Below are 17336 nucleotides of genomic sequence, written 5' to 3'. Positions count from 1 at the left end.
GTGGACCTAAACGTTTTCCGCTTTTTATCATCTTTTAAATGTTTTATAAAACGGTCAACCTATATCAGGGAGTGACAAAATAAATGAAAAGTGAAAAACTAAAAATTAAAAGTGAAAAGTGAGTTTTTTGAGGTGGTGAGTGGTGAGTGGTGAGTGGTGAGTGATGAGTGATTAAAATAATAAATTTGAAATGGAAAATTTGAAATTTGAAGTACTCAGGCTAACTGATACCTATTAAATAATGAAGAGCGGGCAGGGAAGAATCTCATGTTAGAAAATAGATACTAGAATATAGATCTTAGAATATAGACAAAAAACTAGATCTTATAAATAATGGAGAGAAGGCATTACTCATCACTAACTACTCATAACGATAAACTAAAGACTAATCACTAAAAAATAAAAAGATTCCTCAGTCGTTCCCCCGAATTGAATTCATTCAGGCGGGCCTCCATCGGGATGAAAATTCAGAATACAAAAACTGTCATCCTGTACCTGCCCGTACCATTCAGGCGGGTTTAGTTCAGGACCTCTTGCTAGAAGTTAGATTCTAGAAAATAGATACTAGAATATAGACAAAAACTAGACCTTATAAATAATGGAAAGAAGGCATTACTCATTACTAACTACTCATTACTATAGACTAAAAGCTATTTAGACGACTTATTTGCTAACTGTCCGCAAGCGGCGTCAATATCTTTTCCTCTAGATCTTCTTACCGTAACGGTGATTCCGTTTTTCTCTAAAGCGTTTTTGTATTGATCGGTAATCTTACTCTCGGCTTGTTGAAAAATGCCATCATCTATAGGATTGTACTCAATAATATTTACCTTACAAGGAATGGCTTTACAAAAATCTACCAAAGCATCAATATCCATTTGCTGATCATTAATGTCTTTCCAAATCAGGTATTCGTAGGTTACTTTCCTCCCAGTTTTCTCATACCAGTAAATTAAAGAGTCTTTTAAATCGCTTAAAGAAAACTTAGCATTAAAAGGCATTATTTGCGTACGCACTTCATCTATGGCAGAATGCAGCGAAACCGCAAGATGAAATTTCACCTCATCATCTGCTAACTTTTTGATCATTTTAGGAACGCCAGAGGTAGAAACCGTAATTCGTTTAGGAGACATGCCCAAACCTTCTGGAGAAGTTATCTTTTCTATGGATGCCAATACATTTTTATAATTCATCAAAGGCTCTCCCATTCCCATATACACAATATTGGAAAGCGGCATATTATTATAAATTCTACTCTCCTTATCTATCGCCACCACTTGATCATAAATCTCATCGGGATTAAGATTACGCATACGTTTAAGCTTAGCGGTAGCGCAAAACTTACAGTCTAAGCTACAGCCTACTTGAGAAGATACACAAGCCGTAGTTCTAGAAAATGTAGGAATCAACACCGACTCTACCGTAAAGCCATCGTGTAATTTTACGGCATTTTTAATGGTTCCGTCACTACTGCGCTGCATTTCATCTACTTCAATATGATTGATGACAAAATGCTGAGAAAGCATTTCTCGCGTTTCTTTAGAAAGATTAGTCATATCATCAAAATGATGAGCTCCCTTACTCCACAGCCATTCATAGACTTGAGTTCCTCTAAAAGATTGATCTCCTATAGAAACAAAAAAATCTCTTAATTGCTCTTTTGTTAACGCGCGTATGTCTCTTTTTTTCTCTTTCACGTGGCAAAGATACTTGTTTTCTACGAGATGGCATTAGGGATTGCAGCGGCATCCTTTTTTATATTATACTGAACTTGTCTTTCTTGAGTCATGCTGAGCTTGTCGAAGTATGACTCAAAGAGAACTAGATCATCATATGAGTATAGCGCAAGACAAACCACTAACCCGAAAGAAAATGCACAAAAAAAAGCCACACTAATTAAAGTGCAGCTTTTCTATTCTTATAAAAAATGTTTTATATAATTAGCATGGCATCCCCATAACTGTAAAATTTATATTTTTCTTTGATCGCTTCTTCATAAGCACGCTCCATTAAATCGTGACCTGCAAAGGCAGAAACCATCATTAACAAGGTAGATTTTGGCGTATGGAAGTTGGTAATCATACAATTGGCGATACTAAAGTCATACGGAGGGAAGATAAACTTGTTGGTCCATCCTCTATACTCATTTAAGGTTCCCATAGAAGAAACTGGAGTTTCTATAGCTCGCATAACTGTAGTTCCTACAGCACAAATTCTTCTCTTTTCGCTAATAGCTTTATTAATCGTAGTCACCGCAGGCGTTTCAATCTCTGCTTCTTCACTGTCCATTTTATGCTTAGAAAGATCTTCTACCTCTACTGGATTAAAAGTTCCTAATCCTACGTGCAAAGTAACTTCTGCAAAGTTTACTCCTTTAATTTCTAAACGTTTTAATAAGTGCTTAGAAAAATGAAGTCCCGCTGTTGGCGCCGCAACTGCTCCTTCCGTTTTTGCATAAATAGTTTGGTAACGGTCTGCATCTTCTGGCTCTACCGCTCGTTTAATATATTTAGGAAGTGGTGTCTCTCCTAATTCTCCCAATTTTTTTCTAAACTCCTCGTAAGAACCGTCATATAAAAAACGAAGCGTTCTTCCTCTAGAAGTGGTATTATCAATCACTTCGGCAACTAGACTTTCGTCTTCTCCAAAGTACAATTTATTACCTATTCTTATTTTTCGAGCAGGATCTACCAACACATCCCAAAGGCGTGTTTCTGGGTTGAGTTCTCTCAATAAGAAAACTTCGATTCTCGCTCCTGTTTTTTCTTTATTTCCAAAAAGTCTTGCTGGGAATACTTTTGTGTTATTCAACACCATCACATCTTCTGGCTCAAAATATTCGATAAGATCCTTGAACATTTTATGCTCAATGGTATTTTCTTTTCTGTTTACTACCATCAAACGAGCTTCGTCGCGATGCTCTGATGGATATTCAGCTAAAAGTTGATCTGGCAGTTCAAAACTGAACTGTGAAAGTTTCATTCCCATACTTTATTTTTTAGAATCGCAAATATACAACCTCAAGATAGGCCTTGTCAAGTAAATAGGTCTTTATTTTTAGAATATTGTGCTTTCGCCTTATATGATCGTACTAAGACGGACTTTATACTCCCCAGAAATACGCTTTACCTTATTTTTAAAAGGTTTCACACAGATGTTTTTTTCGCTTTACGGATTTGTTACCGAGATAATTTGAAGCTTTTTTAAACATTCCCAAAAATTGGGAAAAGACTTGCTCACCACTTCGGCGTCTTCAATAATGATTGGCGCTTTTAAAGCTAAGGGAGCAAATGCCATTGCCATACGATGATCCTGATAGGTGCTAATTCTCACCCCTTCTCGAATAGTAGTACTGGCTTCTAAACTCAAACTATCCTGAGTTACCCTTACTGCGGCTCCTAACTTCTGAAGCTCTTTTTGCAAAGCCAGAAGTCGATCGGTTTCTTTTATTTTTAAAGTGTGTAAGCCGCGAAGCTTACATGCGATTCCCAGTCCGAAACACGTCACCGCAATGGTTTGAGCCAAATCTGGAGTCGCATTTAAATCGAGTTCTAGAGAAGATAAATCTTGATTGTTTTTTGATAATACTACGAAATTCTCTTTAAAACAAGTTTCTACGCCCAATTGCTGATAGATTTCTACCAAAGCCGCATCTCCTTGTAAACTTTTTTCATGGTAAACTGTAAGTTCTACTTCCGCGGAAGCAGATAAAGCCACCAAACTATAAAAGTAAGAAGCCGAACTCCAATCAGATTCTACAGCGATTGTTTTCGGCTGTATTTTGGATGGAAAAATGTGAATGCTTTGGTCTTTAAACTCTGTTTTAACGCCTACTTTTTCTAACAACTGAAGTGTCATTTGAAGGTAAGGCGCCGAAGTTGTTTTTCCTTCTAAATGAATTTTAAGTCCGTTAACCAAACTACTTCCCAGCAACATCAAAGCAGAAATATACTGACTACTAATGTCTGCTAAAATTTTCACTTCGTTTCTATCAATTTTTCTGCCTTTAATTTTTAATGGAGGAAAACCTTCTTTTTCTAAGTATTCAATATTGGCTCCCAAGGTTTTTAAGGCTTCCACCAGAGGATGAATAGGCCTTTCTTTCATTCGATTACTGCCGGTTAAAATCACTTCTCTCCCAGGCTGACCAGCGAAATAGGCAGTTAAAAACCTCATGGCTGTTCCGGCATGATGAATGTCTATGATTTTTTCTTGAGACTGCAATGCCTTTTGAAGCACAAGTGTATCATCGCTATTCGATAGATTTTCAATTTTAATTCCGTTTTCAAGAGCCTGTGAAATCAACAATCGGTTAGATTCACTTTTAGAACCGCCAATGCTTAACTTAGCTTTTAGGTGTTGGGAGTCGGCGCGCAGTAAGAGATCCATGGTTAAGCGTTTCTTTTCTCCTCTTCCTTCAGTTTACTTTTAAACTTAAAATAAGTCATAATAAAGCCATATAAAAAACCTCCTATGACATTGGCTAAAATAAACCGAAGAAGGTAAGGTGGTTTCAGATTCCCTTCTACAAAAGCACTCGTATCAAAACCATAAGAAAAACCTAGGTTGATGATGTTGTAAATGATAATAAATAGGATACCTAACATGCCGACAGATTTCCAAAAAGTAGGCATTTTCATAATTTTTTTTAAACTCATCTTATTGTAATTTTTTATTTTGGTGATGACGATCGTGATCACGCTTTGTTTTTATATCTAATTTCTTGTCGAATGCTGCTTGTAGGTCGATTCCGGTTTGGTTTGCCAAACATAAAACAACAAAGACAACATCGGCTAATTCTTCGCCTAGATCTTTTTCTTTATCGCTTTCCTTTTCGCTTTGTTCTCCGTAGCGTCTAGCGATAATTCTAGCCACTTCCCCTACCTCTTCGGTAAGTTGTGCCATATTGGTAAGTTCGTTAAAGTAACGTACACCGTGCTCTTGTATCCAGGCATCTACCGCTTTCTGTGCATCTTGAATGTTCATGAGATTATGTTTTTATTAGAACTATTTGTTCTTGCTGCTTTGTTGTCATTTGTTTGTAAAACTCTCTTAAAAAATCATATTGATCTACTTCAATTTCACTTTCCTGCATCTTAAAATTAATATTGAGCCTTAGGTATTGTCCAGAACCTGATAATGCATACTCATACTCCCCAGTGCTTCCAGCAAATTCTAAGCGAATAGGTTCTGGCATACTTTCTACTTTGTATCCTTCTGGTATTTTAATATTCACTATAAGCTGATTATTAAACGGATAAATAAAATCTACGGGGTAATTTCTTTTTTCAGACTTAAATGGATTTTTCTTAGAGCTCAAAAACAATAACGGATTTAAGAAAATTTTATTTCCTACCGCATCAAAGCTATTTTCCATTGTAAATGTGTAGCTCTCTGAAAGTTCTTCATCAGATTCTAAGTTTTCAATTTTAAAGTCTTCTATGAGCATATTTCTTTGTTCAGACTCTTTTTCTTGAATGTATTTTTCTTGAGAAATCTTAGAATATTTTTTCCTTAACAAATAGGCGTAATGATTATCTAAAATTTCTTTTACTTTTCCTTTTGCTTTTCCACTTTCATCTAACTCTACGTTTATAAATTTCATTTTGTTGGTCATGGGAGGTTGTTGGATATTGATTAACCCCCACTTCTCATTGTCGTTATCCATAAAAACCCCGTTCCAATTGTACGCTCTAATAGGCATCACATTGGGCTGGCTAAACTTATCTGTTGCGTCCAAAACATAACCTGTATCATTTACCCAAACATGAGTAACTACATAATTTAATCTATCTACGGTAGGGTAAAAAGGCTTTAGGCTTCCTCTCGTACTTAAAATGATAGGGTTAGCTTCTAAGCCGGCGTAACGAAGCATGCTTGTTAAAGTAAGATTGATATCTGCTACATTCCCTTCTTTTTCAGAAAGAGCATCTTTTATACCTTTGTCAAAATACTTACTGGTGTAATGATTCCATGCCATATTCTCCTTGACAAATTTAAAAATCATTTTCATTCGTTGTAATGAGTCTGTTGTGGCAGATTTTATGACATCTATATCGTCCTTAAAATATTTTACCTTATTAATTCCCCATTTGTAGTCATCTGAAAAAGCAACTGTGGCCGCGACATCATTCCATGACTTTGCATATCGTTTTTTACTTCCATTTTTATATTTAATAGATACTAATTCAAACAAAACCCCTGCCTTGTAATTATTAATATTGTCAACATATTCCTCCTTCTTTAGAGGAGGAATACTCTCTGCCGAATAGTGATACACATCCACTTTTCCTTTAATCCTATGATCTCTTTCTTTTTTGTGTTTATAATTAGGAACAATACTTCCTTTTGGGATTTGATTAAATTCAAAATACGATGGGGTTCTAATCTCTGTACTAACACTTTGTGCAGGAATATCAAATTGAAATTTAAATTCATCCATGTCCCAAAATAGAGGGGATTCCACTTTGTAAGAAATCTCTATAATGCTCCCCTTATTAATTTGTGGCTGTGTAAACACCACCTCATCATAGTATTTATTTTTATTAGACTCAAAAATTTGACTTTTTTCTAATTCTGCTTTAACTATCTTATCTCCTACAAGGTTATAAGTGACTCCTTTTATGTTGTTAACTCTCTCCTTTAACCCACCTTTATTATAAAGTTTAATTTTTGTGGTAGCATAATTTAAATCCTCGGCATTAGTATTATAGAATTTCACTTTTTTATAAACTTTTGTCACTAAATTGGTGGAATGAGTCCATACATCAAAGTAAACAAATTTATGAAATTCTAATATTTCTACTCCTGCAGTCGAGTCTATAGTGCTTTCTGTTTTTTCCAGATCATTCTTGGTTATTTCAGTAAATTTAAATTTTTGCGCATGAATAAATGATGTACTTAAAACAAATATTAAAATAAAAATGGATAAGGTTAGCTTAGGTAATGACATCTGATAAGTTATGATTTTATAATGGATATTTTAGAGTTTTCTGCTTCAGCTATATTTTTTCTAAACTCTCTATATTCTAGATAGTTATCTTTTGAATAAAGTCCTTCTTTAATTAATATATTTCGGTGAAATATAACGAAATCTTTATCACTTGTGATCTCTAAATGATAAGTTCCAAAGGGAGATTTAAAATTTTTATCTTCAGAAAATGCTTCAATCGTATACCCAGTAGGAATCTTAACCTTTACCGTATCAATTAATGCATAACCTCTTAGAATTTGAAAGGGATTCTCTCTTTGCCTTACTCTTGGAGGCACATAAGAATCTCTGATATTAACATTAGGAGAAAAAATAATCCTTTTCCCTAACTTCTTTCCGAATTTATTTCCTTTCAGCTTTACTTCTTCATAAAGAAAAAGAGAGTCTTTATGGTTGGTCACTTTATGACTTACCACCTCATAATCAGAAAACAAATTCCATCGTTGCTTATCTTTCTTTTCCAGTTCATAAGCAGGCATAAATGCGTAGGCTAATCTTTTTCCGAAGTGAACTCCTTTCGATATTATTTCATTGCTTAAACTAAAAGAATTATCTTCATTTAAGTTAACGGTCGATGTAGATTGCGTTAAATTATCTTCGTTCAAATAACTCTTTGTCCTTTTTAATTCCCCTCCATTTGGAGTCATCACCAAAACCTTACGATCATCTGTAAAACTGCCTAAAAATCCAAAAGGAGAAGTGTTACTCGTACAATCTACCCAATAATCCTTTTCATCAATAGGGATGTTTAAGATGACATGATCTCCTTGATTAATGGAACTAAAGTCGTCTTCGAAATCTACTTTATACCTTCCAGATTCTACGTGAGAATAATAAGAAGGTATTCCCACCGCATCTAACAAAGCTTTGGTATAATTAGTGAGTCCTTTGCAATCTCCATACTTCATTCGGTCTACTTCTGCAGCATCAATAGGCTGTATCCCTCCAATTCCCACTTGCACACTTATGTACCTAGTATTATCTTGAACATACTCATAAACTAGTTTTGCCTTTTCTACGGGACTTTCTACAGCTTCTGTAATTGATTTGATCTCATTTATGGTGGCCGACTTTAAATTATTTTTCCCCGATAGGATTTTATCATGCATCCAAGCCCCTAATTCATCCCAATTTTTTGCTTTGCCTTCATAATCATACCATTTAAACTCTTGAGGAGCTAGCAAAACAACAGGACTTATATTAGTTATAGAAGGAGACATCACTTCACGCTTTATAGGCTCTAAATCTTTGACCGTAAACAATACTCCATCTGGATATTGCTTAAACTTTACCGCACTGTCTACATCATTCTTAATTTTATAATTTACTGGATTTTCACCTTCCGGATATCCTACATAAAGCTCTGCATAGTTCACCCTCGTATTGTAGCTTTTCATAAAAGTAAAACGCGGCAGGAAAGCGGTATTACTATTTTCTGTTTGGTAAGAAAAATCTATCGTGTAAGGATATGTGTTCGAAGAATAATTTAAATACTTCACCCTACTATCTGAATATAACGTACCTCCGCTTACGGCAGACACATCATTAAAATCTCTTTTTTTAACTTTTTTAATAAGCTCACCCTTTGCATCATAGATCAAAGCTTCTATATTCTTTATTTTAATGTGCTTATTATAATGAACATAGGTATTGACAGCATCTTCTCCTTTAGGATCTAATACTTTGACAACAAGGCGATAGTCTGTTGTTATTTCACTTTTATCAAATTGAATACTTAGAGATTCCTTATCTACAATAGCATTTAACTGAGAATTATTTTCTTCATGAGTCTCTATAGACTGATCTTGTGAAAAAGATACATAAAGATTTAAAAAAAATACAATTGTAAAAGTAAAAAACCGCATAGGCTAAAAGCTTGAAAGCGAATATAAAAATTATTCTTTAATTTTTGAATCTATACTAATCGTTACAGGACCATCATTGACGAGTTGCACTTGCATATCTGCTCCAAACTCTCCCGTTTTTATAGACTTTCCTAACTGAATTTCCATTTCCTTTATAAAATCTTCATACAACGGAATGGCTACCTCTGGTTTAGCTGCTTTGATAAAACTAGGTCGGTTTCCTTTTTTCACACTTGCATGCAAAGTAAACTGACTTACCACTAATGCTTCTCCGTCTACATCCTTTAGAGAAAGATTCATGGCTTTATTTCCATCGTAAAAAATCCTCATATTGCTAATTTTTCTACAAAGCCAAGAAATGTCTTCTTGGGCATCTCCCTCTTCAACCCCTAATAGAATCAATAAACCCTGCTTGATTTCACTCACGCTCACCCCATCTATTTCTACCGAAGCTTTACTTACTCGTTGTAGGATTGCTCTCATTTTTTAGGATATATATCGGTTCTATAATGCTCATCTTCACCTTCTAAAATTTGAAGATAAGATTTATAGCGAGACCAAGAAACATCTCCTTCATCTAGGGCATCCTTAATGGCGCATTTAGGCTCTTCTTTATGCATGCAGTTATGAAATTTACAAAACTGCTTTAAAGCGAAGAACTCTGGAAAGTAGTCTCCCAATTCATTTTTTTCTATTTCTACCACCCCAAAACCTTTAATGCCAGGCGTATCTATAATTTTAGCTCCCATAGTTAAATCAAACATTTCGGCAAAGGTGGTGGTATGCTGTCCTTGCATATGCTGACTTGAAATTTGAGAGGTTTTTAAATCTAAGGAAGGTTCAATTTTATTAATGAGTGTAGATTTCCCTACACCACTATGTCCCGAAAATAAACAGGTTTTCTCAAACATCATTTCTTTTAGCTGATCAATATTTTTTCCCGTCTTCGCAGAAATTCCCAAGCATGTATAGCCTATCTCGCGATACATAGCAGCAAGGTAGCGTATCTCATCTTTTTCCTCTTCTGTATAAGAATCAATTTTATTAAAAAGCAACACGGCTTTAATGCGGTAGGCTTCCGCAGTTACTAAAAACCGATCGATAAAAGTGGTGAAGGTGGGGGGATTATTTAAAGTTACAATCAAAAAGGCAACATCTATATTGGCTGCAATAATATGCGTTTGCTTAGATAAGTTAACCGATTTACGAATGATGTAATTTTCACGCTCTTCAATCTCTTTGATGACCCCCGTCACCTCATCGGCTTTCTCATCGATATCAAAATGGACGACATCTCCCACCGATACAGGATTGGTGCTTTTAATTCCTTGAAGACGGAATTTCCCCTTGATCCTACAATTGTAAGCTTTGCCTTCTTCGGTCTTAACTAAGTACCAACTTCCAGTCGATTTGTATACGGTTCCTTTCATTTTACAAAAATGAAACTAACTTCTTATATAACATAAAATATTTGATAAAATCTTAAGTTTTATAGGTTTTCTAGCGATTTAACACCTTTTGTTGTCTTGCTATAGATTCTTGGTGAATCGCTTTATAAATCTGCATGATAAACTCTTCCTCAAAGCCGTTTTCACTTCCTATTTTAATCATTCTGCGCAAGACTTCCTGCCAGCGTTCTGGTTGTAAAATAGCCACATTATGTTCTTTTTTCACTTTTCCAATAGCATCAGCTACCTGCATTCTCTCTCCTAACACATCCACCAGCTGCTCATCCATTTTATCAATTTTAGTTCTCAGTTTCTTTAACTGATAATTAAAATCTTCATTAGAAGAAACTCTTTTTCTCACCTTTAAATCCTGCGTTAACTCTTCCAAGGTTTTTGGCGTAATCTGCTGCTTGGCATCGCTCCATGCTTTATCTGGATCGTAATGGGTTTCCACCATAATTCCGTCATAATTCAAGTCTAAGGCCGTTTGACACAATTCAAAAATTAAATCTCTTTTCCCCGCAATATGCGAAGGATCTAAAATTAAAGGCAAATCAGGGAATTCATTTTGCAAATCTATGGGAATTTGCCACTCCGGAATATTTCTATAAACCGATTTATTATACGTCGAGAAACCTCTATGAATCACGCCTAAATTCTCTATGCCTTGTTTGTAAAATCGCTCTACTGCGCCTAACCATAACGCCAAATCTGGATTGACAGGATTTTTAATTAGCACCGTTTTCGAAGTTCCCTTTAAAGCTTCGGCAATTTCCTGAATCATAAACGGTGAAACTGTAGTTCTCGCACCAATCCATAAAATATCTACATCGTGTTTTAAGGCTAAATCCACATGAATAGGGTTGGCGACTTCGGTTGTGGTCATTAAACCCGTTTCCTCTTTCGCCTTTTGTAACCACTTTAAGCCCAATGCGCCAACCCCTTCAAAATTTCCGGGACGCGTTCTTGGCTTCCAGATTCCTGCGCGCAATACGCTCGTGTCTGTGTCCTTCAATTGATGCGCAATTTTGAGCACTTGGTCTTCGGTTTCTGCGCTGCAAGGGCCTGCAATAACTAAGGGATGGTTTAAATTAAATCGGTTTAACCATCCTCTAAGTTTAGGTGAGTTTTCCATGTTTTTTTATTTCGCTTTCGCTGAATTTGATCCGTAAAGCTTCAGCAATTATTTTTTTTAACAAAGATACGTTAGTTTTTGAAAAATTTTAAATGAGGCACGTTATTCTGCTCCTTTATCGTTCTTATACCAATTTAAATAGGTAATAACTTATTCAGAAATTGAATTATTTTATGCTTAATCGAAATTAAAAATGAGTAGCATAGCCTTTGTTACGCTAATGATTTTTAGTAAAAAGTAAGCATAAAAAGAAAGGATTTAATTGAGACATTATCTGTTTAACTTGGTATTATAAGCCTATTTTAATTATTTTTGAAACAAAACTAAGGTTATGGGGATTGAAGTTCAAGAAATTTCGAAAGTTTATGACGGCCAAGAAGCTTTAAAAAAGGTTTCTTTTCATATTGGCAACGGAGAGATTGTTGGCTTTTTAGGACCCAACGGCGCGGGAAAATCTACCCTGATGAAAATCTTAACTGGCTACATTACCGCTTCCCAAGGCAGTGCAAAAATTGAAGGCCTCGATGTGGTAGATCATAAAATTGATATTCAGAAAAAAGTAGGTTACCTGCCAGAACACAATCCGCTTTACCTAGAAATGTTTGTTCGGGAATACCTTAATTTTAGCGCTAAAATTCATCGCACTCCAAAAGAGGAGATCGAAAAAGTGATTAAAATCACAGGCCTTACGCCAGAAGTCAATAAAAAAATAGGCTCTTTATCTAAAGGATATCGCCAACGTGTAGGCTTGGCAAATGCTCTGCTTCACAATCCAGAAGTACTTATTTTAGATGAACCTACCACTGGTTTAGATCCCAATCAGCTAATAGAGATAAGAGAACTGATTAAAAGCATAGGAAAAGAAAAAACGATTTTTCTCTCTACGCATATTATGCAAGAAGTTGAAGCCATTTGCGACCGAGTAATTATTATTAAGAAAGGTGAAATTGTAGCCGATAAAAAATTAAAAGACTTAAAGAATTCCAACGAACAGATTATTGAAGTTGAATTCAATGACCGCATTGATGAGGCTGCATTTAAAAACATCTCTTCTCTAGAGAAAATCGTTCCAAAAGCCGATTTCACCTATTGGTTATATTTCCAAACCGAAGAAGATATGCGTCCCGTAATTTTCGATTTCGCGCAAGCAAACGGCTTAAAAATCTTACAACTTCACCAAAAACACTCCAACTTAGAAGATCTTTTTATTCAGCTTACCGCCGATTAAAGCTAACTCTGTTTATTTTCTGTTAAAACCTCCAAGCTCTAAATTGTTTTATCTAAATTTGCTTTGAAATTCAGGGAAAATTTGACTGATTGCAACCCTTCAAAATGCTAAAGCAGTGCAAACTCCTTTAGATTGCCAATCTTCAAGCCATTCTCTACTTAAAATATATAAAACCATGGCGTATTTATTTACTTCAGAAAGTGTCTCTGAAGGACATCCAGATAAAATAGCAGACCAAATTAGCGACACCTTATTAGATAACTTTTTAGCTTTTGATGAAGATTCAAAAGTAGCTTGTGAAACTTTAGTGACGACAGGACAAGTAGTATTGGCGGGAGAAGTTCGCTCCAATACGTATATAGACGTTCAAGACATTGCAAGAAATGTAATTAACGACATAGGCTACACCAAAGGGGTTTACAAATTTAGTGGCGATTCTTGTGGTGTCATTTCATTAATCCACGAGCAATCCCAAGACATTAATCAAGGGGTTGATCGCGAGAATAAAAAAGAACAAGGCGCTGGTGACCAAGGAATGATGTTTGGTTATGCCACCACCGAAACCGATAATTATATGCCATTGGCTCTAGACATTTCTCACAAAATGTTGATCGAATTGGCCAAAATACGTCGCGAAAATAAAGACATTACGTATTTACGTCCCGATGCGAAAAGCCAGGTGACGATAGAATATAGCGATGATAACATTCCGCAAAACATTAAAGCGATTGTACTTTCTACGCAACATGACGATTTTGATGCCGATGATGATAAGATGCTCAGCAAAATCAAAAAAGACATCTTAGATATTTTAATGCCGCGAGTAATTTCTCAGTTTCCAGGGAAAGTTCAAAAATTATTTAACGAGGATATTACCTACCACATCAACCCTACAGGAAAATTTGTGATTGGAGGTCCTCACGGAGATGCCGGACTCACTGGAAGAAAAATTATTGTCGATACCTACGGCGGAAAAGGAGCTCACGGAGGAGGCGCTTTTTCAGGAAAAGATCCTAGTAAAGTAGACCGTTCTGCCGCTTATGCGTCAAGACATATCGCTAAAAATTTAGTCGCCGCAGGAGTCGCCAATGAAGTCTTGGTACAGGTTTCTTATGCCATTGGAGTAGCAGAACCTACTTCCATTTCAGTAGACACCTACAACTCTTCCAACGTTGATTTATCCAACGGAGAGATTGCTAAAAAAGTGTCTCAAATTTTTGACATGCGTCCCGCAGCCATTGAGAAACGTTTAAAACTAAGAAACCCGATTTATCGTGAAACAGCCGCTTATGGTCATATGGGAAGAGAACCTCAAACGATAACCAAAATTTTCGAAAGTCCTTACTCTGGAAAAGTAAAGAAAGAAGTAGAATTATTTACTTGGGAAAAGCTAGATTATGTAGATCAAATCAAAGAAGCTTTCAACATCAACTAAAGCACTGATAATCATTATTTAAAAGAGGTTTTTTCTGTACGAAAAAACCTCTTTTATTTTTCATCAAATTAGTTTCAGAATCTTAAAATTTTATGTTGATTTGCATTTTTTAAAATCAACATCCTATGTCCGATTTATTAGGCTTTGCATTACTTGCTTTTACCTCGTTTTTTACGCTGATCAATCCTATTGGAACCATGCCCATTTTTATGACCATGACTGCCGATTTGGATACGTCGCATCGTAATTATACGGCAAGAAAAGCTTCTATCGCCGCATTTATTACCATCATTGCATTTGCCTTTTCAGGACAGGTACTCTTCAAATTTTTTGGCATATCCGTCAACAGTTTTCGGGTTGTGGGAGGAGTAATCTTCTTCTTGATGGGAATGGACATGCTTCAAGCGCGTTTATCTAGCATTAAAGTAAGAGGAAAAGGAAAAGCCGAGAAAAAAGAAATTGTAGACGACATTTCCATTACGCCTTTAGCTATTCCTATGATTTCTGGACCAGGAGCCATCACCAACGCTATTGTAATGATGGAGGACGCCGATACCATTCAGCATAAGTTGATATTGATTAGCTCCATTTTTGGGGTTTTACTTTTGACCTACCTTATTCTATTAAGCTCTGGAAAAATCCTTAAACTATTAGGCGCCACAGGAAGAAATGTATTGATGCGTCTTATGGGACTTATCGTGATGGTTATCGCCGTAGAATTTTTCTTTAGCGGAATGAAGCCCATCATCGTAGATATTCTAAAAGCCGCACAATAGAAGAAACTTGGTATTTTTACTCGCTACTGTTTACTGACTAGTCACAATTAAGTCTTGTTTCTTGGTTCTAAAAGCGCCCGACCGGAACGGGCGATAGCGGCCCGCCCGAACGTATCGTTTCAGTACGGACAGGTCTTGGTTCTTTTGCATATAAAAACTACTTCTTTTTATACAGCTTTAACTGAATACGCTTCCGCGGAAGATCTACCTCCAAGACTTCTACGATAATCTGTTCGTGAAGATGAACGTGTTTGTTCACATCACTTACAAACTCATCGGCGAGATTGGAGACATGAATAAGTCCGCTTTCTTTGATGCCTACATCTACAAAACAACCAAAATTGGTGATGTTATTCACAATCCCAGGAAGCAATTGCCCCGCATGTAAATCATCTATGGTCTTAATATTCTGATTAAACGTAAAGACTTTCGCTGTTTCGCGAATGTCCAAACCTGGTTTTTCCAATTCAGACAAAATATCTTTTAAAGTAGGTAAGCCTACGTCTTCATTGGTGTATTTTTCTAAAACGATTTGACCCAAAACCGCTTTGTTACCTACCAAATCTTCCAACGTTTTACCTTGATCTTTGGCCATTTGCTCTACCAAAGCATAACGCTCAGGATGTACCGCCGAATCATCCAAAGGATGCTTCCCATTTTTTATCCGAAGAAAACCCGCGCTTTGTACAAAGGCTTTTTCACCCAATCGAGGTACTTTTTTCAGTTCACTTCGCTTTTTAAAAGCGCCGTGCTCTGCTCGGTAAGCCATCACATTTTCAGCGAGTTTTTCTCCAATTCCCGAAACATAACTCAGCAAGGATTTACTCGCCGTGTTTAAATTTACACCTACCGCATTCACACCACTTTCTACCACCACATCTAAAGATTGTTTCAGTTTAAACTGATCTACATCGTGTTGATATTGTCCCACCCCGATTGATTTTGGGTCTATTTTCACCAATTCGGCTAGCGGATCTTGCAATCGTCGTCCAATAGAAATAGAACCTCTTACCGTAGCATCGTAATTGGGAAACTCTTCCCTAGCGATTTTGGAAGCCGAATAAATAGAAGCGCCCGCCTCACTCACCACAAACACCTGAAGTTCATTTTTAAAATGAATTCGTTTAATGAGCTGCTCCGTTTCTCGAGATGCCGTTCCATTTCCTATAGCGATGGCTTCGATTTTATAGGCTTCGGCCAGTGTACTTATCTTTTTTATCGCCCCTTTCGCATCATTTTTTGGCGGATGCGGATAAATGGTTTCGTTATGTTTTAAAGTTCCATATTCATCTAGACAAACGATTTTACAACCCGTTCTAAAGCCCGGATCTATCGCCAACACCCGTTTTTCTCCCAAGGGAGAACCCAATAACAGCTGTTTTAGATTTTTGGCAAAAACATCTATGGCCGCTTCATCGGCTTTAGCTTTAGCGTGTTGTAAAGCTTCATTAGACAAGGAAGGTAAAATCAATCGTTTGTAGGCGTCCTTTATGGCAATACTTAGTTGCGCAGCGGTATCTCCGGAAGATTTCAAGAGACGATCTTCCATCTTTTGAAGCGTTCGTTCTTGATCTATTTCTACTTTCACCCGAATAAAACCCTCACTTTCGGCACGCTGAATAGCCAAAAATCGGTGGGAAGGCATTCGAGTTAAATTCTCTTCCCAGTCAAAATAATCTTTATACTTCTGTGCTTTCTCCTCTTCCTTTTTACTTTTTATCACTTTGGTCGCCAAAGTTCCAGAACGTGCAATTTGCTGCCTGATATAATTTCTTATATCACTGCGTTCAGAAATCCATTCGGCTAAAATATGTCGAGCTCCCTCCAAGGCTTCTTCTGCGGTAGTAATTTCTTTAGAGACATACTTGGCAGCCATACGCTCTATTCCCGAGCTTTTTTGAGCCATAATAAGTTTTGCCAAAGGCTCCAATCCGTTTTGGCGTGCCGTTTCGGCTTTGGTTTTTCGCTTCTTTTTAAAAGGCAAATACAAATCCTCTAAATGAGTCAGATCTGTAGTGGCCTCAATCTTTTTTCGCAGCTCATCGGTTAACTCTCCTTGCTCTTCAATCGTTTTTAGGATACTTCCTTTTCGTTTCTCTAAAGCTTCAAAAAGCGACTTGTATTTGACAATGTCACCTATTTGAACCTCATCAAGATTGCCTGTGCGTTCTTTACGGTACCGCGCGATAAACGGAACGGTGGCATCTTCCTCTAAAAGTTGAACGGTATTGACAACCGACTTCTCTGGCAAACCGGTATTGGATTTTATAAAAGCTATTTTCTGCATTCCGCTAAGATAAAAATTATTGGAGATTGGAGAATGAAGATTGGAGATTGTTGATTTTTGATTTTTGATTGTTGGACTTTTGGACTTTTGGACTTTTTGGAGTGTCTACCTTTGATGTGACGATTTTTTAGAGTCCATAAATATTTATAGATTTAAATTATGGCAAAAAAA

The 17336-nt window shown here is 36.4% G+C and carries 14 protein-coding genes; 3 read left to right on the top strand and 11 right to left on the bottom strand.

Going from position 1 to position 17336, the window contains the following annotated elements; translation table 11 throughout:
- Positions 1-650: 650 nt before the first annotated feature.
- The 10 genes from rlmN to RBU60_RS13145 form a co-directional block, all read right to left on the bottom strand.
- A complete protein-coding gene (gene rlmN, locus RBU60_RS13190) occupies positions 651-1697 on the bottom strand; it encodes a 23S rRNA (adenine(2503)-C(2))-methyltransferase RlmN (RefSeq protein ID WP_308865522.1) in 1047 nt (348 codons plus the stop codon).
- Between the two features lie 235 nt (positions 1698-1932).
- Positions 1933-2982, bottom strand: a complete 1050-nt coding sequence (gene queA / locus RBU60_RS13185; RefSeq protein ID WP_308865521.1) for a tRNA preQ1(34) S-adenosylmethionine ribosyltransferase-isomerase QueA — start codon at positions 2980-2982, stop codon at positions 1933-1935.
- 186 nt (positions 2983-3168) lie between these two features.
- Positions 3169-4389 (bottom strand): 3-phosphoshikimate 1-carboxyvinyltransferase, encoded by a 1221-nt coding sequence (aroA, locus tag RBU60_RS13180; protein ID WP_308865520.1) that lies wholly within the window; start codon positions 4387-4389, stop codon positions 3169-3171.
- A 2-nt stretch (positions 4390-4391) separates the two neighbouring features.
- Entirely contained in the window at positions 4392-4658 is a 267-nt protein-coding gene (locus RBU60_RS13175) for a hypothetical protein (protein WP_308865519.1), read from the bottom strand.
- Between the two features lies 1 nt (position 4659).
- A complete protein-coding gene (locus RBU60_RS13170; protein ID WP_308865518.1) occupies positions 4660-4986 on the bottom strand; it encodes a nucleotide pyrophosphohydrolase in 327 nt (108 codons plus the stop codon).
- Positions 4987-4990: 4 nt separating this feature from the next.
- Positions 4991-6952 (bottom strand): transglutaminase domain-containing protein, encoded by a 1962-nt coding sequence (locus RBU60_RS13165; RefSeq protein ID WP_308865517.1) that lies wholly within the window; start codon positions 6950-6952, stop codon positions 4991-4993.
- Positions 6953-6960: 8 nt separating this feature from the next.
- Positions 6961-8856 carry a DUF3857 domain-containing transglutaminase family protein gene (locus RBU60_RS13160; RefSeq protein WP_308865516.1) on the bottom strand — a complete coding sequence of 632 codons (1896 nt, stop codon included), beginning with the start codon at positions 8854-8856 and terminating at the stop codon, positions 6961-6963.
- Between the two features lie 30 nt (positions 8857-8886).
- Entirely contained in the window at positions 8887-9339 is a 453-nt protein-coding gene (dtd, locus tag RBU60_RS13155; protein WP_308865515.1) for a D-aminoacyl-tRNA deacylase, read from the bottom strand.
- The gene (gene rsgA / locus RBU60_RS13150; protein WP_308865514.1) at positions 9336-10286 is read right to left on the bottom strand and encodes a ribosome small subunit-dependent GTPase A; all 951 of its coding nucleotides are present in this window, start codon (positions 10284-10286) and stop codon (positions 9336-9338) included. The genes dtd and rsgA overlap by 4 nt, the downstream gene beginning before the upstream one ends.
- A 70-nt stretch (positions 10287-10356) precedes the next feature.
- Positions 10357-11439 carry a bifunctional 3-deoxy-7-phosphoheptulonate synthase/chorismate mutase type II gene (locus RBU60_RS13145; protein ID WP_308865513.1) on the bottom strand — a complete coding sequence of 361 codons (1083 nt, stop codon included), beginning with the start codon at positions 11437-11439 and terminating at the stop codon, positions 10357-10359.
- Positions 11440-11770: 331 nt separating this feature from the next.
- On the opposite strand from RBU60_RS13145, the gene gldA reads away from it, so the two are divergent.
- The 3 genes from gldA to RBU60_RS13130 all read left to right on the top strand — a co-directional run bounded on the left by gldA (position 11771) and on the right by RBU60_RS13130 (position 14878).
- Positions 11771-12667 (top strand): gliding motility-associated ABC transporter ATP-binding subunit GldA, encoded by an 897-nt coding sequence (gldA, locus tag RBU60_RS13140; RefSeq protein ID WP_308865512.1) that lies wholly within the window; start codon positions 11771-11773, stop codon positions 12665-12667.
- A 175-nt stretch (positions 12668-12842) separates the two neighbouring features.
- A complete protein-coding gene (metK, locus tag RBU60_RS13135) occupies positions 12843-14102 on the top strand; it encodes a methionine adenosyltransferase (protein ID WP_308865511.1) in 1260 nt (419 codons plus the stop codon).
- 125 nt (positions 14103-14227) lie between these two features.
- A complete protein-coding gene (locus RBU60_RS13130; RefSeq protein ID WP_308865510.1) occupies positions 14228-14878 on the top strand; it encodes a MarC family protein in 651 nt (216 codons plus the stop codon).
- A gap of 157 nt (positions 14879-15035) precedes the next feature.
- On the opposite strand, the gene RBU60_RS13125 is transcribed toward RBU60_RS13130, so the two are convergent.
- Positions 15036-17165 carry a Tex family protein gene (locus RBU60_RS13125; protein ID WP_308865509.1) on the bottom strand — a complete coding sequence of 710 codons (2130 nt, stop codon included), beginning with the start codon at positions 17163-17165 and terminating at the stop codon, positions 15036-15038.
- Positions 17166-17336 lie beyond the last annotated feature (171 nt).

This window comes from Mesonia profundi, from assembly GCF_031085155.1.
Lineage (GTDB): Bacteria > Bacteroidota > Bacteroidia > Flavobacteriales > Flavobacteriaceae > Mesonia > Mesonia profundi.
This window is presented reverse-complemented; position numbering and strand designations above follow the sequence as displayed.